This window comes from Nocardia neocaledoniensis, assembly GCF_029868625.1.
Lineage (GTDB): Bacteria > Actinomycetota > Actinomycetes > Mycobacteriales > Mycobacteriaceae > Nocardia > Nocardia neocaledoniensis_A.
On sequence record NZ_JARWOJ010000232.1, the window covers coordinates 1 to 23,075 of the forward strand.

Consider the following 23,075-nt stretch of genomic DNA (forward strand, 5'->3'; position numbering starts at 1 on the left):
GCGTCGACGCGACCGGTCAGCGTCAGGACCGCCTGCGCGGTGTAGACGTCGACCGAGCTGGCAGCCAGGCGGGCGTGGAAGAACAGGCCGGCCTGCAGCGCGGCCAGCGGCCACACCTGGGTCAGCTCGGGGTAGCGGCGCTCCCAGCCGTCGATATCGTGCTGGGTGGCGCGCACCAGGGCGAAGTCGGACGGGGTGTGCCCGCCGGCGTCGGCCGAGTTCGCGTGCCGGGCGACGGCTTCCAGCGCGGCGATCCACAGGTCGGCGAACTCGCGCACGTCCTCGGCCCCGAGCAGGGTGCTCGGGTAGCCGATGTTGGCGCTGAGCTTGTCGCCGACGACGATCGCGTTGACGTCCAGCGGTGCCATGGCGGGCATGTCGGCGTCGTAGGCGCCGCCGAGGGCGGCCAGCTCCGGCGCGGGGATCCAGCCGAAGCCGCGAAGGGCGTCGGGCACGTCGCTGTCGGCGACCCGGCCCAGGTAGTTGAAGCTGATCTGACCGGGCAGCAGTGCGGGCAGCTCGGCGGCGGTGTCGGCGTTCATGTACCGCAGCAGGCCGTAGCCGATGCCCTTGTCGGGCACCGCGAGCAGCTGCTCCTTGACGGCCTTGACCGCCTGGCCGACGGCGGGACCACCAGCGAGCGCGGCGTCGATGTCGATGCCGGACAGGTCGAGGCGGACCGGGAAGATCGCGGTGAACCAGCCGACGGTGCGGGACAGGTCGGCGCCGGGCGCGACCTCTTCCTCGCGGCCGTGGCCCTCCAGGCGCACCAGCAGCGCCTCGTTGTCGACGCGACCGCGCTGGCCGGCCGAACCGTTGCCGTGCGCGGCGCCCGAACCCGTGCCCGCGATCCTGCTCGCGCGCCACTTGGCCGCCGCCAGGGCGAGGGCGGTGAGCAGGCCGTCGTTGACACCGCCGTGGAACAGGGCGGGGACGGTGGTGAGCAGGGCCTTGGTGACCTCGGCGGACACCTCGACCGGCAGCTTCTCGATGACGCCGGAGACGTCGACGGCCGGGTCCATCGGCCGCTCGGTGAGCAGCGGATCCGGGGTCGCGACGACCTCGCGCCAGAAGTCGAGTTCGGCGGTGCGTTCGGGGGCGCGGGCCTCGTCGGCGAGTGCGTGCGCCCAGGCCCGCATGGAGGTGGCCGGTGCGACCAGTTCGGGCTGCTGCCCGGCCGAGAGCTGGCCCCAGGCGGCGACGAAGTCCGGCACCAGGATGCGCCAGGAGACGCCGTCGACCACCAGGTGATGCGCGACGACGATCAGGCGACCTGCTCGCGAGGACCGGGCGCCCGGCTGCGCTCCCGTCGTGGCGGTCGCGGCCATCGGCGCCGAGTCGCCGGTCGGTACGGCGGAGTCACCGGGCAGCGAGATGCCCGGGACGGACGCGGCGGGCTGCAGCCAGACGAAGCGAACGACCACACCGGCGGCCGGATCGAGCCGGTCGAGGCTGGCATCCAGTGCGGCGGAGGCGATCTCGACGAGCTGCTCGTCGGTGGCGTCGGCGGGGAAGGTGGCGTGGTCGATCAGCGCGTCGGCGTCGACAGCGCCAACGGGGGCGGTGTCGACGACCCAACGGCCATCGACCTGGCGCAGGCGCGCGCGCAGCATGTCGTGGCGGTCGATGACCGCGCCGACCGTCGCGGCGATCCCCGCGCGGTCGATGCCGACCGGCAGTTCCAGCGCCATGGTCTGGTTGAACCGGTCGAACGACCCGGGCCGCTCGGCCATGAACCGGACCACCGGCGTCAGCGGCATCTCGCCGACGCCGCCGCCGGGCAGCTCGGCCAGGGTGACCGCGGAAGCCGCTGCCACATCGGCGGTTTCGGCGACCGCGGCCAGTCCGGCGACGGTGCGCTGTTCGAAGACGTGGCGCGGGGTGAACAGCACGCCACGGGCCTTGGCCCTGGAGACGAGCTGGATGGACACGATCGAGTCGCCGCCGAGGGCGAAGAACGAGTCGTCGACGCCGACCCGCTCGACCCCGAGGACCTCGGCGAAGACCTCGGCGATGATCTGCTCGAGCGAGGTGCGCGCGGCGCGGAAGGTGACCTCGGTGGCGAACACCGGCTCCGGCAGCGCCTTGCGATCGAGCTTGCCGACCGGGGTCAGCGGCACGTGGTCGATCACCATGATCGACGAGGGCACCATGTAGGCCGGCAGGCGGTCCTCGACATGGGCGGTCAGTTCCGCCACGTCGATCGAACGGCCCGGCGCGGCAACCACATACGCGACCAGCGAGACCGCGCCCGCGGCGCTCTTGTGGCCGATGGTGGTGGCGAAGTCGACGGTGTCGTGCGTGGCCAGCGCGGAGTCGATCTCGCCCAGTTCGATACGGAAGCCGCGGATCTTGACCTGGAAGTCGGAGCGGCCGACGTATTCGACGGTCCGCTCGGCGGTCCAGCGCACCACGTCGCCGGTGCGGTACATGCGCTCGCCCGGCACGAACGGGTCGGCGACGAACCGGTCGGCGGTGAGGCCGGCCCGGGCGTGGTAGCCGCGCGCCAGCTGGATGCCCGACAGATAGAGCTCACCCGCGACACCCACCGGCACGGGCTGGAGCTGGGCGTCCAGGATCAGCGAGCGCATGCCGCGGGTCGGGCCACCGATGGTGACCAGCTCGCCCGGCACCAGCGCGGCGCTGATGTTGGTCATGATCGTGGTCTCGGTGGGGCCGTAGCCGTTGTGGAACGCACGCGTCGTGCCGTCGGCCAGCGGCACCGCCCACTTGCTCACCAGGTCGGCGGGCACCGCTTCACCACCGGCGACCAGGACCCGCAGCGAGTCCAGGCCGCTCGGGTCGAAGGTGGCCAGCGCGGCGGGGGTGATGAACGCGTGGGTGACCCGCTCGGCGCGGATCAGCTCGGACAGTTCGTCACCGCCGTAGACACCCGGCGGGACGACGACCAGCGCGCCGCCGCGGGCCAGCGCCAGCAGCAGTTCGAGGATCGAGGCGTCGAACGAGGGCGAGGCGAAATGCAGTGCGCGGGTACCGGAATCGAGGGCGTAGCGCTGCGCCTGCTCCTCACCGAAGTTCGCGAGACCGGCGTGGGTGACGACGACGCCCTTGGGCACGCCGGTGGAGCCGGAGGTGTAGATGACGTAGGCGGGCTGCTCGGGCGTGGTCGCCCGGACCAGCTCGTCGTCGGCGATCGGGCCGCCGTCGAAGCGAGCCAGATCGAGTTCGTCGAGCACCAGCCAACCGGCCGCACCCGTCGACCCGGCGGCCGAGGCGCCACCCGGGCGCGGGGCGATGTCGGGCAGTCCGGCCAGCACCGAGGCGACGGTGATCCCCAGCGGCGAACCGGAGTCGGTGACCATGTGGGCGATGCGGTCGGCGGGATAGGTCGGGTCGACCGGGACGAAGGCGGCGCCGGTCTTTGCGACGGCCCAGGCGGCCAGCACCGAGTCGGCCGAGCGTGGGACGCCGATGGCGACGAGGTCTTCGGCGCCGATCCCCTCGGCGATCAGCAAGCGCGCCAAGCGGTTCGAGCGCTCGTCGAGCTCGGCGTAGGACAGAGCTGTCCCCTGGAACACGACGGCGTCGCCGGTCGGGTTCTGTGCGACCGCGTCGGCCAGCAGGCTGCGCAGGGTGCGCGCGGGCACCGGCGGTTCGCCGACCCGGAACACCAGGTCGGCGCGCTCGGCGGCGTCGAGGACATCGATCGCGCCGACGGTGATCGAGGCGTCGGCGGCGACGGCCTCGAGCACCCGCTCCCAGCGGGTCGCGATGGCGTCGACGGTGACCTCGTCGAACAGTTCGGTGGCGTAGTTCAGTGCCAGCGCCATTCCGCCGCTGCCGGGCTCGCCCAGCTCGGACAGGGTGAACTGCAGGTCGAAGCGGGCGACGCTCTCGTCGAGATCGAGCGCCGACACGGCGAGGCCAGGCAGTTCCAGCGTCGTGCGGTCCAGGTTCTGGAAGGCCAGCATCACCTGGAACAGCGGGTTGCGCGACTGCGAGCGCTCCGGCGCGAGCAGCTCGACCAGCCGCTCGAACGGCACGTCGGCATTGCCATAGGCGTCGAGGTCGGCCTTGCGGGTCTGCTCGAGCAGGTCGGTGAAGGACTCGGCCGGGCGCACACCGGTGCGCAGCACCAGCGTGTTGACGAACATGCCGACCAGGTCGTCGAGGGCCTGCTCACCACGGCCCGCGATCGGCGTGCCGATGGCGATGTCGTCGGAACCGGACAGGCGCGACAGCAGCACCGACAGCGCGGTGTGCATGACCATGAACAGCGAGGCGCCCTGGCGGCGGGCCACCTCGTCGAGCCGGGCGATGAGCTCCGGCGCGAGTTCGCGGTGCACGGTGGCGCCGCGATGCGAGGCGATGGCCGGGCGGGGACGGTCGAACGGCAGGGTCAGCTCGTCGGGGACGCCGGCCAGCTGCTGCTGCCAGTAACCGACCTGGCGCGACATCAGCGAGTCCGGGTCGTCCTCGGTGCCGAGCACCGCGCGCTGCCAGACGGCGAAGTCGGCGTACTGCACCGGCAGCGGCGCCCAGCCGGGCGCGGTGCCCTGGGCCCGCGCGGTGTAGGCGCGCATCACGTCGCGGGTCAGCGGCGCGATGGAGAAGCCGTCGGCCGCGATGTGGTGCACCACGACGACGAGCACGTGCTCGTCCGCGGTGCGGTCGGCGCCCTCCGGCACTGCCACGCGGAACAACCGGGCGCGCAGCGGAACCTGTTCGGCCACATCGAAACCGGTGGAGACGAACTCGGTGACGGTGCCGAACAGCTCGTCCTGTGCGACCGCGACGGGGCGCAGGTCGAGCGAGATGCGCTCGGCGGCCACGATCTGCTGCACCGGGGTGCCGCCGTGCTCGGGGTAGCGGGTGCGCAACGATTCGTGCCTGCGCACCAGGTCGGCCAGCGCCAGCGCGAGCGCCTCGGTGTCGAGCGCGCCGGTGAGGCGGATCGCGACGGGCAGGTTGTAGGCCGCGGAGGTGGTGTCGTACTTGTTGAGGAACCACATCCGCTGCTGCGCGAACGACAGCGGGACCAGTTCGCCGTCGGTGCGCTCGCGGGCGACCAGCGCCGCGCGCGCGGTGCCGCCGGTGTGCGATTCCACCCTGGCCGCGAGTGCCTCCACCGAGGACGCCTCGAACAGGGCGCGCACGGGCACGGTGGCGCCGAGCGCGGCGCCGATGCGGGCGACCACGCGGGTGGCGATGAGCGAGTTGCCGCCGAGGTCGAAGAAGTCGTCGTCGACGCCGACCCGGTCCAGGCCGAGCACGTCGGCGAAGACGGCGGCGACGGCCTCCTGCACCGGGGTGACCGGCGCACGGAAGGCCCTGGCCTGCACCGCGGGCGCGGGCAGCGCCTTGCGGTCCAGCTTGCCGTTGACCGTCAGCGGGATCCATTCCAGGCGTACCAGGGCGGCCGGAACCATGTAGGCGGGCAGCTGCTCGGCGGCGCCCGCGCGCACGACCTCGAGGTCGGGCTGGGCGTCGCCGTCGGCCACGACGTAGGCGACGATGCGCTGGTCGCCCGGCTGGTCCTCGCGCACGATGACCGCGGCCTGGGCGATACCCGGCTGGGCCAGCACGGCGGCTTCGATCTCACCGAGTTCGATGCGGAAACCGCGGACCTTCACCTGATCGTCGGCGCGGCCGAGGTACTCGAGTTCGCCGAAGCGGTTCCAGCGCGCGAGGTCACCGGAGCGGTACAGCCGCGAACCGGCCTGGTTCGGGCCCGCCAGCGGGTTGGCGACGAAGCGGGTGGCGGTGAGGTCGGGGCGGCCGAGGTAGCCGCGCGCCAACTGCGGTCCGGCGACATACATTTCGCCGGCCACGCCCACCGGCACCGGCCGCAGCCGGTTGTCGAGCACGTACACACCCAGGCCCGCGATGGCCCGGCCGACGACCGAACCTGCCGCGGCGGCAATGGTTTTCGCGTCCAGCGCACGGAACGACACGTGCACCGTGGTCTCGGTGATGCCGTACATGTTGACCAGCGTCGGCGAGCTGTCGCCGTGGCGGGCCACCCAGTCCGAGAGCCTGCGCAGCTCGAGCGCCTCGCCACCGAAGACCACGTAGCGCAGGGCCAGCGGCGCCAGGCCCGGTCCGGCGTTCCGGTCGGCCTCGGCGAGCTGGTAGAACGCCGAGGGCGTCTGGTTCAGGACGGTCACCTGCTCGACGCGCAGCAGTTCCAGGAACTGCTCCGGCGAGCGCGAGGTGTAGTAGTCGACGACCACGAGCGAGCCGCCGAACAGCAGCGGTCCCCACAGCTCCCAGACCGAGAAGTCGAACGCGTAGGAGTGGAACAGCGTCCACACGTCGCGCGGGCCGAAGCCGAAGTCACGGTCGGTGTTGGCGAACAGGCGCACCACGTTGCGGTGCGCGACGGCCACGCCCTTGGGGCGACCGGTCGAACCGGAGGTGTAGATGACGTAGGCGACATTGTCCGGCGACAGCGGCGCCAGGCGATCGGCGTCGGTCACCGGCAGGTCGTCGGCGTCCTCGACATTGCCCGTCTCCACGGCGAAGCCGTCGAGCACCACCGAGGGCAGGTGCGCCGGAACCGTCACCTGCACCGTGGAATCCAGGACCACGCTGGTGGGCCGGGAGTCCTCGAGCACGTAGGCGATGCGCTCGGCCGGGTAGGTCGGGTCGACGGGCACGTAACCCGCGCCGGTCTTGACGACCGCGAGCAGCGCGACGACGAGGTCGAGCGAGCGCGGCAGGATCACCGCGACCAGCGACTCCGGTCCGGCGCCGTCGGCGATCAGCCTGCGCGCCAGCACATTCGCGCGCCGATCGAGTTCGGCGTAGGTCAGCGACTCCATGCCGAACTTGGCGGCGATGCGGTCCGGATGGGCCGCGGCCGCCGCGTCGAACAGGTCGACCAGCGTGGTGTGCTTGTTGCCGAACAGGCCGCGGCGGTAGCCGGCCGGCGTGCTGGCGTCGTGGATCACCGGCAGCCCGATGGCATCGGCGCCGGAGGACACCCAGCGCTGGGCCACATCGCGCTGTTCGGCCTCGCCGAGCAGGTCGATGTCGCCGACGATCACGTCCGGGTTCTCCGCGACGCCGCGCAGCACGCGCACCAGGCGGTCGCCGAACGCGGCGACGGTCTCGGCGTCGAACAGATCGGTGGCGTAGTTCCACGACATGGCGAGCGAACCGTCGGCAGCCTCGCCCACGGTGAGCTGGATGTCGAATTTCGCTGTGCCCGGGTCGAAGTCGACGACATCGAGGTCGAGGCCGGGCAGCGCGACGGTGCCGGTGTCGGCGGCGGTGGCCGCCTCGAAGGTGAGCGCCACCTGGAACAGCGGGTGGTGCGCCTGCGAGCGGGTCGGGCTGAGGACGTCGACGAGGCGTTCGAACGGCACGTCGGCATTGGCGAAGGCCGACAGGTCGACCTTACGGACCTGGTCGAGCAGCTCGCCGAAGCTCGCGCCGAGGTCGACCTCGCTGCGCAGCACCAGGGTGTTGACGAACATGCCAACCAGGTCGTCGAGCGCGCGCGCGCCGCGGCCCGCGATCGGGGTGCCGATCGCGATGTCGGTGCTGTTGGACAGGCGCGCGGCCCAGGTGGCCAGCGCCGCGTGCATCACCATGAACAGGGTGACGCCGTGCGCGCGGGCGATCTCGGTCAGCGCGGTGTGCAGCTGGGCGTCGACCGAGAAGCGGTACAGGTCACCGGCATTGGTGGCGATCTCGGGCCGGGGGCGATCGGCGGGCAGCTCGAGCTGATCGGGCAGGTCGCGCAGCTGCTCGGTCCAGTAGCCGAGCTGGCTCGCGGCCACCGACTCCGGATCGGACTCGTCGCCGAGGACCTCGCGCTGCCACAGCGTGTAATCGGCGTACTGCACCTCGAGCGGCGCCCACGCGGGCACCTCACCGCGCGCCCGCTCGGTGTAGGCCACGACCACGTCGCGCAGCAGCGGGCGCAGCGAGAAGCCGTCACCGCTGATGTGGTGCATGACCAGCACGGCCACGTGCGTCCGCTCGTCGACACGGAGCAGCGTGGCGCGGAAGGGCACCTCGCGGGTGACGTCGAAGTGCACGGTGGCCAGTTCGACGACCCGCGCGGTGACCTCGTTCGCGGCGACCGGCTGGGCGGGCAGCGCGAAGCGGACCTCGTCGACCGGCATGACCTGCTGGTAGCCGGCGCCCTCCACCTCGGGGTAGAAGGTGCGCAGCGACTCGTGCCGCGCCATCACGTCGGCGACGGCGGATTCCAGTGCGGCCGTGTCGAGTTCACCGGTGAGCCGGATGGCGACCGGGATGTTGTTGACGGCGGTGTTGTGGTCGAAGCGGTTGAGGAACCACATCCGCTGCTGCGCCTGCGAGAGCGGCACCAGCTCGGGCCGCGGGCGCGGCTCGAGCGGGATGCGCCCGCCGCGGCCGGTGGCGGTCTCGACGCGGGTGGCCAGGGCCGCCACGGTGGAGGCCTCGAACAGCGCGCGCAGCGGCACCTGGGTGTCGAGCGCCTCGGACAGGCGCGCGGCGACCCTGGTGGCGACGAGCGAGTTGCCGCCGAGCTCGAAGAAGTCGTCGTCCAGGCCCACCTGACCGGCGCCGAGCACCTCGGCGAAGGTGGCGGCCACGATCTGCTGCACCGGGGTGACCGGCGCCTGGAAGGTGCGCGCGGCGAACACCGGCGCGGGCAGCGCCTTGCGGTCGAGCTTGCCGGAGGCGTTGAGCGGGAAGGCGTTCAGCACCATGAACGCCGCGGGCACCATGTACACCGGCAGTTCGGCGCTCAGCGCGGCCTTGACCGCGTCGGTGTCGACGGTGGCGCCGGTCTCGGGGATGACATAGGCGACCAGCTGATCGCCGGTCCGTTCGTCGGCGCGGACCACGACCACCGACTGCGCGATCGACGGCAGCGCGGTCAGCGCGGACTCGATCTCACCCAGCTCGATGCGCAGACCACGCAGCTTCACCTGGAAGTCGGTGCGGCCCAGGTACTCCAGCTCACCCTCGGCGGTCCAGGTGACGAGGTCACCGGTGCGGTACATGCGCTCGCCTGCCGCGAACGGATCGGCGACGAAGCGGTCCATGGTGAGGTCGGCGCGGCCGACATACCCGTGGGCCAGCTGCACGCCCGCCAGATACAGCTCACCCGCGACACCGACCGGGACGGGCCGCAGCCGCGAATCCAGCACGTACAGCCGGGTGTTGAACACCGGGGCGCCGATCGGCACCGTGTCGGTGTCGGCGTCGGTGACCTCGTGATAGGTCACGTCGACCGCGGCCTCGGTGGGGCCGTACAGGTTGTGCAGCGCGGCGCCGGTCAGCTCGCGCAGGCGCTGCGCGGTCGGCGCGGGCAGCGCCTCACCCGAGGCGAAGACGTTGCGCAGCGAGACACACTCGGCGGCAAGGGGTTCGGTGACGAACACGGCCATCATCGACGGCACGAAGTGCACCGTGGTGACCTGCTCGGCCGCGATCAGGCGGGCCAGGTAGGCCGGGTCGCGATGCCCGTCCGGCTTGGCCACCACCAGGCGCGCGCCGACCTGCAGCGGCCAGAAGAACTCCCACACCGACACGTCGAAGGTGGCCGGGGTCTTCTGCAGCACCACGTCGTCGGCGGCCAGGCCGTAGGCGGCGTGCATCCACACCAGGCGGTTGACGATGGCGGCATGGCTCACCGCGACGCCCTTGGGCCGACCGGTCGAACCGGAGGTGAAGATGACGTAGGCGGTGTTGTCCGAGCGCAGCGGCCGATGCCGGTCGGCATCGGTGACCGGCTCGGCCGACTGGCCGGACAGGTCGAGCTGGTCGATGCGCACCTCACGCCCACCCGCCGCGGGCAGGCTCTCACCGGAGGTCAGCACGCAGACCGGCTGCGCGGTGTCGAGAATGTGCTCGATGCGCTCGGCCGGGTGATCGGGGTCCAGCGGCACGTAGGCGCCACCGGCTGCGGACACGGCGTACATGCCGACCAGCAGGTCGATCGAGCGCCGCATGCCGAGGGCCACATACGATTCCGGGCCGACGCCGGCGTCCTTGAGCCAGCGCGCCAGCTTGCGCACACGCACGGCGAACTCGGCGTAGGACAGACTCGTCCCCTCGAACGTCAGCGCGGTCGCGTCGGGAGTGCGCGCGACCTGGGCCTCGAAGAGGGCGTTGAGGGTGGCCGGATCGTCGTCGCTGGGGGTGCTCAGCGCGGCGTCGACGGCGAACTCGGTGTCGTTCCAGCGGTCGAGCACGAGGGTGCGCTCGGCGTCGTCGAGCAGGTCGATATCGCCGACGGCGACCGTCGGATCGGCGACGATGCCGTGCAGCACGCGCAGCAGGCGCGCGCCGAACGACGCGGCGTAGCCGGCGTCGAAGAGATCGGTGGCGTAGACGAGTTCGGCGTCGAGGTGGCTGTCGTCGTCGGCCGGGACCTCGCTCAGCGCGAGCTGCAGGTCGAACTTGGCCACGTGCTGATCGATGCCGAGCTCGGAGACGGTCAGGCCGGGCAGTTCCAGGGTGGTGCGGCCCAGGTTCTGGAACGAGAGCATCACCTGGAACAGCGGGTGCCGCGACTGCGAGCGGGCCGGGTTGAGCACCTCGACGAGGCGTTCGAACGGCACGTCGGCGTGCGCGAAGGCCGCCAGGTCGTTCTCCCTGACCTGGCCGAGCAGCTCGGTGAAGCGGGCGGCCGGATCGACCTGGGCGCGCAGCACCAAGGTGTTGACGAACATGCCGACCAGGTCGTCGAGCGCCTGCTCGCCACGACCGGCCACCGGGATGCCGACGGCGATGTCCTCGGTGCCCGACAGCCGCGACAGCAGCGCGGCGAAGGCGCTGTGCACCACCATGAACAGCGTGGTGCCGTGGTCGTGGGCGACCCGGTTGAGCGCGTCGACCAGCTCGCCGGGCACCTCGAAGCGGTGCGTGCCCGCCTGGTAGGTGGCCTGCGCCGGGCGGGACTTGTGACCGAGGCGCAGCTCGTCGGGCAGATCGGCCAGCGCGCCGCGCCAGTAGTCGAGCTGCTCGGAGATCAGCGAGGTGGGATCGGTCTCGTCGCCGAGGGTCTCGCGCTGCCACAGCGCGTAGTCGACGTACTGGATGGCCAGCGGGGGCCACCCCGGCTCGGCGTTGCCGGTGCGGGCGACATAGGCGGTCATCAGGTCGCGCACCAGCGGGCGCAGCGAGAAACCGTCGGCGGCGATGTGGTGGACCACCATCACCAGCACGTGCTCGCGCTCGCTCAGCTCGTAGACGCGCAGGCGCACCGGCGCGTGCGCGGTGACATCGAAACCGCGGCGGGCGAACTCGTAGAGCGAGGTCGCCATGTCGGTCTCGCCGGGGCGACCGGCGGGCTCGGAGGCGGTAGCGGAGCGTGACCGCGCAGAGCCCTCGGGAGCCCCGAAGTCGGACACGGCCTCGACCAGTTCGACCTCGGGAATCGAGGCCGCGGCGGCCAGCACCTTCTGGTAGGCGGTGCCGTCGTGGGAGGGGTAGATGGTGCGCAGCGACTCGTGCCTGGCGATCACGTCGGCGACCGCGCCGCGCAGGGCGGGCAGGTCGAGCAGGCCCTGCAAGCGGACCGCGACCGGGATGTTGTAGGTGCCTGCGTCGCCGTTGTCGCCCAGGTCGAAGCGGTTGAGGAACCACATGCGCTGCTGGGCCAGGGACAGCGGCGGGTGCTCCGGGCGCGAACGCGCGGTGAGTTCGGCGCGGGCGCCGGTGCCCGCGTGCGACTCCACCCGCGCGGCGAGCGCGCCGACGGTGGGCGCCTCGAACAGGGTGCGCACGCCCACCTCGGCGTCGAGTGCTTTGCTCAGGCGGGCCGCGACCTGGGTGGCGACCAGCGAGTTGCCGCCGAGGGCGAAGAAGTCGTCGTCCACGCCGACGCGCTCGGCGCCGAGCAGATCGGCGAAGATCTCGGCCACGATCTCCTCGATCGGGGTCGAGGGCGCGCGGAAGACCTTGGCCTCGAACACCGGCGCCGGCAGCGCCTTGCGGTCGAGCTTGCCGGAGGCGTTGAGCGGGAACTCGTCGAGCACCACCAGCGCCGAGGGCACCATGTAGGCGGGCAGCTCGTCGGCCAGCCCGGCCTTGACCGCGGCGACGTCGATGCTCGAATCCGCTTCGGGCACCACGTAACCGACGAGCTGGTCACCGGCGTGCGCGTCGGCGCGCACCACGACGACCGACTGCGCGACGCCCGGCTGGGCCAGCAGCGTCGCCTCGATCTCGCCGAGCTCGATGCGCAGACCGCGCAGCTTCACCTGGAAGTCGGTGCGGCCCAGGTAGTTCAGCTCACCGTCGCGGGTCCAGGTGACGAGGTCACCGGTGCGGTACATCCGCGAACCGGCGGCGCCGTACGGGTTGGCGACGAAACGATCGGCGGTGAGGTCGGCCCGGTTCAGGTAGCCGACGGCGAGCTGATCGCCCGCCAGATACAGCTCACCCGCGACACCGGGGGCCACCGGGTGCAGTCGCGAATCCAGCACGAACACCTTGGTGTTCCACACCGGGCGACCGATCGGCACCGACTCCACGTCGGTGTCGACGACCTCGTGATAGGTGACGTCGACCGCGGCCTCGGTGGGGCCGTAGAGGTTGTGCAGGCGCGCGCCGGTGAGTTCGCGCAGGCGCTGCGCGGTGGGCGCGGGCAGCGCCTCGCCGGAGGCGAACACCTGCCGCAGGCGCACGGCGTCGCCGTTGCCGTTGTTGCCGAGGGTCGATACGAACACCGACAGCATGGACGGCACGAAATGCGCTGTGGTGATGCGACGTTCGGCGATGATCTGCGCCAGGTACACCGGATCGCGGTGCCCGTCGGGCTTGGCCACGACCAGGCGGGCGCCGGTCTGCAAGGGCCAGAAGAACTCCCACACCGACACGTCGAAGGTGGCCGGGGTCTTCTGCAGCACCGCGTCGGCGGGGTCGATCGGGTACTCGTGCTGCATCCACAGCAGGCGGTTGACGATCGCGGCGTGATCGACGGCCACGCCCTTGGGGCGACCGGTCGAGCCCGAGGTGAAGATCACGTACGCCGTATCGGCGGGCCGCAGCGGACGGACGCGGTCGGCATCGCTGATCGGCGCGCCACTGAAATCGGCGGGCAGCTCGATGTTCTCGACCGCGACGACGGACACGCCGTCGGCGTCGAACCCGTCGCGGCGGCTGGTGAGGACCAGGCTCGGCGCGGCGGTCTCGAGGATGTGGCCGATACGGTCGGCGGGCTGATCCGGGTCGAGCGGCACGTACGCCGCACCCGTCTGCAGCACCGCGTACATGGCGACGACGAGTTCGGTGGAACGGCGGATCGCCAGCGCCACATGGTCGCCCGGGCCCACACCGTCGGCGATGAGCTTGCGGGCGATGCGGTTTGCCCGCTCCTGCAGATCGCGGTAGGTCAGTTCCTCGTGCTCGAAGACCAGCGCGACGGCGTCGGGAGTCCGTTCCACCTGCGCGTCGAACAGCGAGACCAGCGTGCCCGCCGGGACCTCACGGGCGGTGTCGTTCCAGTCGACGAGGACCTGCGCGTGCTCCTCGGGCGCGAGCAGATCGATGTCGCCGACCGCCACCTCGGGATCGGCGGCGATCGCGGCGAAGATGTTGTCCAGCCTGCGCGCGAACGCGGCGACCGTCGATTCCTCGAAAAGGTCACGCGCGTAGGAGAACTCGGCGGACATCCCACCGGCTTGCCCGTCCGTGTCCTGCACCTCGGTGAGCGTGAGCTGCAGATCGAACTTGGCGAGGTGGGAGTCGTAGTCGATGCCACTGACCGAGAGACCGGGCAGCTGCAGCGAGGCCTGCTTGTTGTTCTGGAACGACAGCATCACCTGGAACAGCGGATGACGCGCCTGCGACCGCGGCGGGTTGAGCACCTCGACGAGCCGCTCGAACGGCACGTCGGCGTGCGCGAACGCCTGCAGGTCGGTCTCGCGGGCCTGGTCGAGCAAGGTGGCGAACGGCGTCGCGCCGTCGACCCGCGACCGCAGCACCAGGGTGTTGACGAACATGCCGACCAGGTCGTCGAGCGCCTGGTCACCACGGCCGGCCACCGGGGTGCCGATGGCGATGTCGCTGGTGCCGCTGGCGCGGGCCAGCAGCACGGCCAGCGCGCTGTGCATGACCATGAACAGCGAGGCGTTGTAGCGGCGGCCCAACTCGACCAGGGCGCGCTGGGTCTCGCCGGAGATGACGAAGCTGTAGGTGCCACCGCGGTAGGTCGCCACCGGCGGACGCGGGTGGTCGGCGGGCAGCACCAGCTCGTCGGGCAGATCGGCGAGTTCGCGTGTCCAGTAGTCGATCTCGGAGGAGATCAGCGACTGCGGATCGTCCTCGGAACCGAGCACCTCGCGCTGCCATAGCGCGTAATCGGCGTACTGGACCGGCAATTCGGCCCAGGTCGGTGCCTCCCACGAGGTGCGCGCGGCGTAGGCGACGATGACATCGCGCGAGAGCGGCGCCATCGACCAGCCGTCGGCGGAGATGTGGTGCACCACCATGCCGAGCACGTACTCGGTCTCGCTGATCTCGAACAGCCGTGCGTGCAGCGGCACTTCGCTGGTCACGTCGAAGGCCATCGATGCGAGGTCGATCAGGTGGTCGATGAGGTTGTCCTCGGTGACCCGGTACGGGGTCAGGTCGGGGACGATCTGCGCGGCGTCGAGCACCACCTGCACCGGGCCGCTGCCCGACTCGGGGAACACGGTGCGCAGCGACTCGTGCCGATCGATCACGTCGATGACGGCGACCTGCAGCGCGGCCACGTCGAGCTCGCCGGACAGGCGGATGGCGACCGGGATGTTGTTGACCGCCGAGGCCGTGTCGAAGCGGTTGAGGAACCACATGCGCTGCTGCGCCAGCGACAGCGGCACCTGGTCGGGCCGCTCGCGGGCCACCAGCGCCTTGCGGGCGCCGTCACCGGCCTGCGACTCGACCCGCGCGGCCAGCGCCGCGACGGTGGGCGCCTCGAACAGCATGCGCACCGGCACCCTGGTGTCGAGCGCGATGCCGATGCGGGAGGCGACCTGGGTGGCGATCAGCGAGTTGCCGCCCAGCTCGAAGAAGTCGTCCTCGACGCCGACCCGCGAGAGCTCGAGCACGTCGGCGAAGACCTGCGCCACGATCTGCTCGATCGGGGTGGTCGGGGCGCGGAACTCGCGCACCTCGAAGACCGGTGCCGGCAGCGCGCGGCGATCGAGCTTGCCGTTCACGGTCAGCGGGACGGCGGCGAGCACCATGATCGACGAGGGCACCATGTACGCCGGAAGGCGCTGCGCCACATGGTCGGTCAGTTCGGCGATGTCGATCGAGCGGCCGGGCACGGCCACGACGTAGGACACCAGCGAGGTGCTGCCGCCCTTGTTCTTGTGCCCGATGCTGACCGCGAAGTCGACGGTCTCGTGCGAGGCCAGCGCGGAGTCGATCTCGCCGAGCTCGATCCGGAAACCGCGGACCTTCACCTGGAAGTCGGAGCGGCCGACGTACTCGACATTGCGGTCGGCGGTCCAGCGCACCACGTCACCGGTTCGGTACATCCGCAGGCCGGGCGCGTAGGGGTTGGCCACGAACCGGTCGGAGGTCAGCGCGGGGCGGGCGTGGTAGCCGCGAGCCATGCCGACGCCGCCGATGTAGAGCTCACCGGCCACACCCACCGGCACCGGGCGCAGGCGGTCGTCGAGGATCAGCGTGTGCACGCCACGGATCGGCCCACCGATGACGACCCGCTCCCCCGGGATCAGGCCCTCGGACAGGTTGGAGGCGATCGTGGTCTCGGTGGGGCCGTACACGTTGCCCAGCATCCGGCGGGTGCCGTCGGGCAGCGGGACAGCCCACTTGCTCACCAGCTCCGGCGGCACCGCCTCGCCACCGGCCGCGAGCACCCGCAGGTGATCGAGGCCGCGCGCGTCGAAGGTGGCCAGCGCGGCGGGGGTGACGAAGGCGTGGGTGACTTCCTCGGTGATGAGGATGTCGCGCAGTTCCTCACCGCCGTACACACCGGGCGGGACCACGACCAGGGTGCCGCCGCGACCGATCGCCAGCAGCATCTCGAGCACCGACGCGTCGAACGACGGCGAGGCGAAATGCAGTGCGCGGGTGTCGGAGTCGAGCGAGTACAGGTCGATCTGCTCGGCACAGAAGTTGGCGACGCTGGCATGGGTCACCACGACGCCCTTGGGCACACCGGTGGAACCGGAGGTGTAGATCAGGTAGGCGGGCTGGGCCGGATCGGTCGGGCGCACCAGCTCACGCGGGGCCAGCGGGGCATCGGTGAGGTGGTCCAGGTCGATGTCGTCGATCTCGAGCCAGCTCACCGTGTTCGGTAGCTCGGCGGCCTCGACGGCCACCGTGATGCCAACGGACACACCGGCATCGGTGATCATGTGCGCGATACGGTCGGCCGGGTAGTTCGGGTCGACGGGCACGAACGCGGCACCGGTCTTGGCGACCGCCCACACCGCGAGCACCGACTCCAGCGAGCGCGGCACCGCGACGGCGACGAAGTCCTCGGCGCCGAGCCCCTGCTGGATCAGCAAGCGCGCCAACTGGTTCGAGCGGCGATCCAACTCGCCGTAGGACACAGCTGTCCCCTCGAACACGACGGCGGTCGCCTCGGTATCGCGGGCGGCCTGGGCCATCAGCTGCGGCAGGGTGCGCGCGACCGCGGCGGGCGCGCCGTAGCGGGTGACCAGGTCGGCGCGCTCGGCGTCGTCGAGGACGTCGATGGCGCCGACGGTGACGGCCGGGTCGGCCAGGATCGCGTCGAGCACGCGCCGCCAGCGCAGCAGCAGTTCCTCGACGGTCGACTGGTCGAACAGGTCGACGGCGTAGGTGAGCACACCGGTCATGCCCGACAGCGAGCCGGCGCCGGTGTGTTCCTCGGTGAGCGTCCACTGCAGGTCGAACTTGGCCATGTCGACCTCGACCTCGTCGGCGTCGACCGACAGGCCGGGCAGCTCCAGGGTGCCGTGCGACATCTCCTGGAACGACAGGACCACCTGGAACAGCGGGTGCCGCGCCTGCGAGCGCGACGGGTTGAGCACGTCGACGAGCCGCTCGAACGGCACATCGGCGTTGGCGAACGCGCTCAGGTCCGTTTCCCGGGTGCGGGCGAGGAATTCGCTGAACGGCTGGGTGGGGTCGACGTCGGAGCGCAACACCAGGGTGTTGACGAACATGCCGATCAGGTCGTCGAGCGCCTGCTCACCACGGCCGGCGATCGGGGTGCCGACGGCGATGTCGGTGGTGCCCGACAGGCGCGCGAGCAGCACCGCCAGCGAGGCGTGCATCACCATGAACAGGGTGACGCCGTTCGCGCGGGCCAGCGCGGCAAGCTGCTCGTGCGTCTCGGTGTCGATCTCGAAACCGACGCGGGCGCCGCGGAAGCTCTGCTGCTGCGGGCGCGGGCGGTCGCTGGGCAGGTCGAGCTGGTCGGGCAGGCCGTCCAGCGCGCGCTGCCAGTAGTCGAGCTGGCGCGCGGCCATCGACTCCGGATCGCTTTCGGCACCGAGCAATTCGCGCTGCCACAGCGTGTAGTCGCGGTACTGCACCGGCAGCGGCGCCCAGCCCGGCGCCTCCCCGGCCGAGCGGGCCAGGTAGGCGGTGGCGACATCGCGGGCCAGCGGGCCGAAGGAGAAACCGTCGGCGGCGATGTGGTGCACCACGAACGCGACCGCGAATTCCGGTGTGCCGTTGGTTGTTCCGCCGGTGACCTGGTAGATCCGCACGCGGATCGGCAGTTCCAGGGTGACGTCGAAACCGGTGGACGCGAAGGTTATCAGCTCGTCACGCAGCAGCGCCTGATCGATCGGAGTCACCGTGATGCCCAGATCGAATTCGTCGGCGCCGAGGACCTGCTGGTAGCCGCCGTCGGCGTCCGGGAAGATCGTGCGCAGCGATTCCTGGCGCACGACAACATCGTTGAGCGCGGCGATCAGCGCGTCGACATCGACGCGGCCCTTCATCCGCACCACGAACGGCAGGTTGTAGGTGGGCGCGGTGGGGTCGAACTGGTTGATGAACCACATCCGCTGCTGGGCCAGCGACAGCGGCACCTGCTCCGGGTGCGGCTGGGCGACCAGCGGTGGGCGGGTCGAAACATCCGACGGCGCGGCGGCTTCCGCGCGGGCGGCGAGCCCGGCGACCGTCGGGGTCTCGAACAGCGCGCGCACACCCAGCTGGATGGCGAAGGCGGCGCCGATGCGGGCCACGACCTGCGTGGCGACCAGCGAGTTGCCGCCGAGTTCGAAGAAGTTGTCGTCGGCGCCGACCCGCTCCTGGCTGAGCACGTCGGCGAAGATGCCCGCCACGATCTGCTCGGCCGGGGTCCGCGGGGCGCGGAAATCGCCCGCGGCGGCGGTGAACACGGGCTCGGGCAGGGCCTTGCGATCCAGCTTGCCCGAGGTGTTGAGCGGGAACGCGTCGAGCACCATGATCGACGCGGGCACCATGTAGGTCGGCAGCTTCTCGGCGACGAACCTGGTCAGCGTCGCCGGATCGGCGGACTGGCCGGGCGCGGGCACAACATAGGCGACCAGCTGCTGACCGGTGGCGGTGTCGACCACCAGCACGGCGGCCTGGCTCAGGCTGGGATGGGCGAGCAGGTCGGTCTCGATCTCGCCGAGCTCGATGCGCTGGCCGCGGAACTTCACCTGGAAGTCGGTGCGGCCGATGTACTCCAGGACGCCGTCGGCGTTCCAGCGCACCAGGTCACCGGTGCGGTACATGCGTTCGCCGGGCGCGCCGACCGGATTGGCGACGAAACGATCCGAGGTCAGGTCGGGGCGGCCGCGGTAGCAGCGGGCCAGCTGACGGCCCGCCAGATACAGCTCACCCGGTGCGCCGATCGCGGCCGGGCGCAGCCGCGAATCCAGCACGTAGACTTCGACATTCCACTCGGGGATACCGATCGGCACCGTCACGGTGTCGGCCTCGGTGGCCTCCCAGTAGGTGACCGAGACCGCGGCCTCGGTCGGGCCGTACAGGTTGTGCAGGCCCGCGGTGGAGATGGCGCGCAGGCCGGCGGCGGTCTCCGGTGGCAGTGCCTCACCGATCACGAAAACCGCACGCAGGGTTTCACATTGGGCCCGCGTGGCGTGCGCGACGAACACCGTCAGCATGGACGGGACGAAGTCCGTCACGGTGACGCCGTGCCGCTGGATCATGTCCGCGACGTACAGCGGATCGCGATGGCCGTCCGGCGAGGCGATGACCAGCTTCGCGCCGACCATGAGCGGCAGGAAGTAGCCCCACAGCGACACGTCGAAGGTGGTGGCGGTCTTCTGCAGATAGACGTCGTCCGCGGTCAACCGGTACTCGTCGAGCATCCACAGCTCTTGGTTGACGATCGCGTGATGGGTCACCGCGACGCCCTTGGGGCGGCCGGTCGAACCCGAGGTGTAGATCACGTAGGCCGTGTTGTCCGGGCGCAGCGGGGCCAGGCGCTCGGCATCGGTGATCGGGGTGTCGGCGAACGCGCTGGTGTCGAGCGTGTCCAGCTCGACCCTGGCGACGGTGTCGGGCAGGTCGAGCTCGTCACCGGTGGTGGTGAGCACGCAGACCGGTGCCGCCGACTCGAGGATGTAGGCGGTGCGATCGGCCGGATGATCCGGATCGATCGGCACGTAGGCGCCACCGGCCTTCAGCACGGCGTGCATGCCGATCACCAGGTCCAGCGAGCGCCGCATGCCGAGGGCGACCAGCGACTCCGGGCCGACACCGTCGGCGATCAGGAACCGGGCCAGGCGGTTGACCTTCGCGCCGAACTCGGCGTAGGTGAGCGTGTCGCCCTCGAAGTCCAGGGCGATCTCGTCCGGGGTCAGCGGGATCTGCGCGTCCAGCAGCGCGGGCAGCGTGGTCGCGGGCACCTCGTGCGCCGAGTCGTTCCACTCGGTCAGCGAGCGCTCCAGCTCGGCGGCGCCGGTGACCGGCAGACTCCACACCGGGGCCTCGGCCGCGGCGGCCAGGAAGCGGTCGAAGAACTCCAGGAAGCGGGCGTGGTGGGTCGCCGCGTCCTGCGCCGAGTACAGGTTCGGGTTGGTCTCGAAGTCGATGTGCGAGCGGGTGCCGCCGTGCGACTGGTAGAAGTTGACGCCCAGGTCTTCGATCGAGCCGGTGGAGAGCACGTTGAGAGTGCCGTCCATCTCGCCGAAGCGCAGCGCGTTGTCGAACAGCATGATGTTGACCCACGGACCGAAGAACTCCGTGGCGACCATGCCGTCGCCCGCCGCGTCACGGCGGATGTCCTCGTGCCGGTAGCGCTGATGACGCAGGGCGCCCGAGACCTCGGTGGTGACCGAACGCAGCAGCTCGGCGACCGTGGTGTCGTGCCCGACGCGCAGGCGCAGCGGGACGATATTGGAGGTCACACCGCCGGAGCGGCGCATCACTGCCGTGGTGCGGCCCGTGACGGGCAGGCTCAGGATCACCTCGGAGGTGCCGGTGATCTGCGCCAGGTACGCGGCGAAGCCCGCGATCAGCAGCGGCGCCGAGGTGGTGTCGTGCCGCTCGACGGCCGCGCTGAACAGCGCGTCCTGCGCCGGGCTCAGCGCCGCGCTGGTGACATCGTTGACCGGCGACGGCGGCGCCGACCGGCCGGTGAGGCTGCTGCCCTCTTCCAGTCCGGCGACACGCTGGGCCCAGTGCGCCTTGTCGGTCTCGAAGCGCGAGCTCTCGCGGTAGGCGATCTCCGACTCGTAGAGGGTGCGCAGGTCGGTGGCCTTGTCGGCGGGCGCCTCGGTGCCGGTGACGGCCGCGGTGTAGAGCTGTGCCGTGCGGTTGACGAAGTTGTTGGCGCCGAAACCGTCGAGCACGATGTGGTGGACGCGGGCGTACCAGTACCAGCGCTCGTCCGCGAGCTGCAGCGCCGCCGCCTGCACGAGGCGGTCGTTGACGATGTCGAGCGGACGGCTGTACTCGCGCCGCATCCACTCCGCCGCCGCGGCCTCCGGGTCGGCCTCGCCGCGCAGGTCGACATAGATCAGGGTGTCGTCGAGGGTGAGGTCGACGGTCTGCATCGGTTCGCCGTCGATCTCGACGATGCGCAGGAACGGCGACTGCTGTTCCGCGCCCGCCGCCGAGCTGGCGCGCTCGAGCGCGGCCACGTCGAGGGGGCCGCGCAGGTCGACGTACTGGGCGATGTTGATCGGCACCTGTGGGTCGACATGCTGCGCGTACCAGATACCCAGCTGAGCGGGCGAGAGCGGGAAGTACTCCGCAGAGTCTCCACGTCCGTCACCAGTTTCGCCGTTTCCGCCGAAATCCAGCCGGTCCAACCCAAACCTCGCTTCCGGAACACCTGGGTAGGCGCTCCCCGACGACACCGGAACGCAGGCGCCTCAGCCAGAACTAGCGTGGCGCCTGCGTCTCGGGTTCAATTCTCGAAATCAATCAGGCAAAAAATGTCCATTGGCACTATCTGTCAGGCCGTCCGGTCTTGTTACATGGCCGAGACCATGCTCATGACCGCCGGACCGGCAGCGCCGGTGTGCTCGTCGCAAACCATCGCACCAATCTACCGGTGCGCTCGCCCGGCAACCAACCACCTCCATAGCTGTCGCACATCGGGCCAGGTAAGGCCGCCGACGGCAGTTTGCTGACGCTTGTCGGGGTTCTCACATCGTTCGACGACCCATTCGTGAGCACGGGAATCGAGACGTGGATCACACCAACCGGTCGGTGTCAGCTTATCGGCGGGCGGACCCGCGCCGGGTCGTAGAGGTGGGACTGGGCGCAGTCGATTCCGGCGGCGATGGCCCGGCCGACGAGGACGATCGCGGCCTGGCGGAGACCGGCGGCTTCGACCTGGTCGGCGATGTCGGTGAGGGTGCCGCGCAGGACGAGTTGTTCGGGCTGGCTGGCGCGGTAGACGACGGCGACGGGGCAGTCCGGGCCGTATTCGGCGGACAGTTCCTCGGCGAGCACCCGGATGCGGGTGATCGCCAGGTGCAGGGCGAGGGTCGCGCCGGTGGCGGCGAAATTCGCCAGGGCCTCGCCGGGTGGCATGGCGGTGGAGCGGGCCTGGGTGCGAGTGAGGACCACCGACTGGGCGACCTCGGGGACGGTCAGCTCGGTGCCGAGCACGGCCGCGGCGGCCGCGTAGGCGGGCACGCCGGGGGTGATGTCCCATGGCACGGCGTGCGCGTCGAGGCGCCGGGTCTGTTCGGTGACGGCCGAATACAACGAGGGGTCGCCCGAACACAGGCGGGCCACATCCTTACCGGCAGCGTGCGCGCCGACGAGATGCGCGGTGATCCGGTCCAGGTCCAGTCCCTGCGTGTCGATCAACTCCGCCTCGGGCGCGCAATGGGCCAGCACCTCGGGATCGAGGTAGGTGCCCGCGTACAGGCAGACCGTGCTCTCCCGCAGCAGATTCACCGCGCGCACCGTGAGCAGGTCGGCCGCGCCGGGGCCCGCCCCGATGAAGTGCACAGTCATGACGCGCGATCCTCCGCGTGTTGTGGCAACCGGTTCATCGGGCAGCTCCCGGGGACATCCAGACGAGCCCGGCCAGCTCCGCCGCTTCGCCCAGCCGCTTGTCGAACGTGAGGAAGGCGTCGAGATCGGCGGACAGTTCCTGCGCGGTCGCCAGGTGGATCGCATCGAGACTACGAACCGTCGGCGGACTCATCGCGGTGGCGTTCGCCCGGACGATCGGGTCGATGTCGATCCGATCGACCCGCGCCAGCACGCCGGGAACGCCGACCAGATCCTGCGGAGCGGCGACCCGGACGGCTCGAACCAGCTCGACTTCGGTCAACGCCGAGGTCATCCACGGCACCTCCGACCGATCCACGAGCCAATCCACCAGTGCATCGGTTTCGCGTTCGCGGTGCACCAGTTTCACCAACGCGCTCGTATCGAAGTAGAGCATCAGTAGCGTTCACCGTCGCGAAGGTCCTGGAGCGCGTCGCTGACCGAATTGTCTTCGTCGGTGGTCGCCCCCGCGGCCTCGCGGCGCAACTGTGCCAGTAGTTCGGCACGGCTCCTGGTCGCCGGGCGCACGCGACCATGCGCGATCAGCCGCGCTCGCGCGTCGTCCTCCGGCTCGACCGGAACGATCCGGCCGATGACGCGCCCGCGCTCGGTGATGTCGACGGCTTCGCCCGCCTTGACGAGGGCAAGGCACCGCGCGGTGTGATGCGAGAGCTCGCGTACCGGAACTGTGGCCATGT

At 70.9% G+C, this 23,075-nt stretch carries 4 protein-coding genes; all 4 read right to left on the minus strand.

Going from position 1 to position 23,075, the window contains the following annotated elements; genetic code table 11:
* Positions 1-21,176: non-ribosomal peptide synthase/polyketide synthase (locus tag QH270_RS17580; RefSeq protein ID WP_280343519.1), on the minus strand; the 21,176-nt coding region annotated here is incomplete at its 3' end.
* A gap of 406 nt (positions 21,177-21,582) precedes the next feature.
* Positions 21,583-22,338 carry a precorrin-4 C(11)-methyltransferase gene (gene cobM / locus QH270_RS17585; protein ID WP_280343524.1) on the minus strand — a complete coding sequence of 252 codons (756 nt, stop codon included), beginning with the start codon at positions 22,336-22,338 and terminating at the stop codon, positions 21,583-21,585.
* Positions 22,339-22,372: 34 nt separating this feature from the next.
* On the minus strand, positions 22,373-22,774 hold the full coding sequence (locus QH270_RS17590; RefSeq protein WP_280343527.1) for a type II toxin-antitoxin system VapC family toxin: 402 nt from the start codon (positions 22,772-22,774) through the stop codon (positions 22,373-22,375).
* Positions 22,774-23,073, minus strand: a complete 300-nt coding sequence (locus QH270_RS17595) for a type II toxin-antitoxin system Phd/YefM family antitoxin (protein ID WP_280343530.1) — start codon at positions 23,071-23,073, stop codon at positions 22,774-22,776. Before QH270_RS17595 ends, QH270_RS17590 begins: the two co-directional genes overlap by 1 nt.
* Positions 23,074-23,075: the final 2 nt, after the last annotated feature.

Excerpts from the sequence above, each read along its gene's own strand:
- cobM (WP_280343524.1), bottom strand. The coding sequence starts at position 22,338 with ATGACTGTGCACTTCATCGGGGCGGGCCCCGGCGCGGCCGACCTGCTC.
- QH270_RS17590 (WP_280343527.1), bottom strand. The coding sequence starts at position 22,774 with ATGCTCTACTTCGATACGAGCGCGTTGGTGAAACTGGTGCACCGCGAA.
- QH270_RS17595 (WP_280343530.1), bottom strand. The coding sequence starts at position 23,073 with ATGGCCACAGTTCCGGTACGCGAGCTCTCGCATCACACCGCGCGGTGC.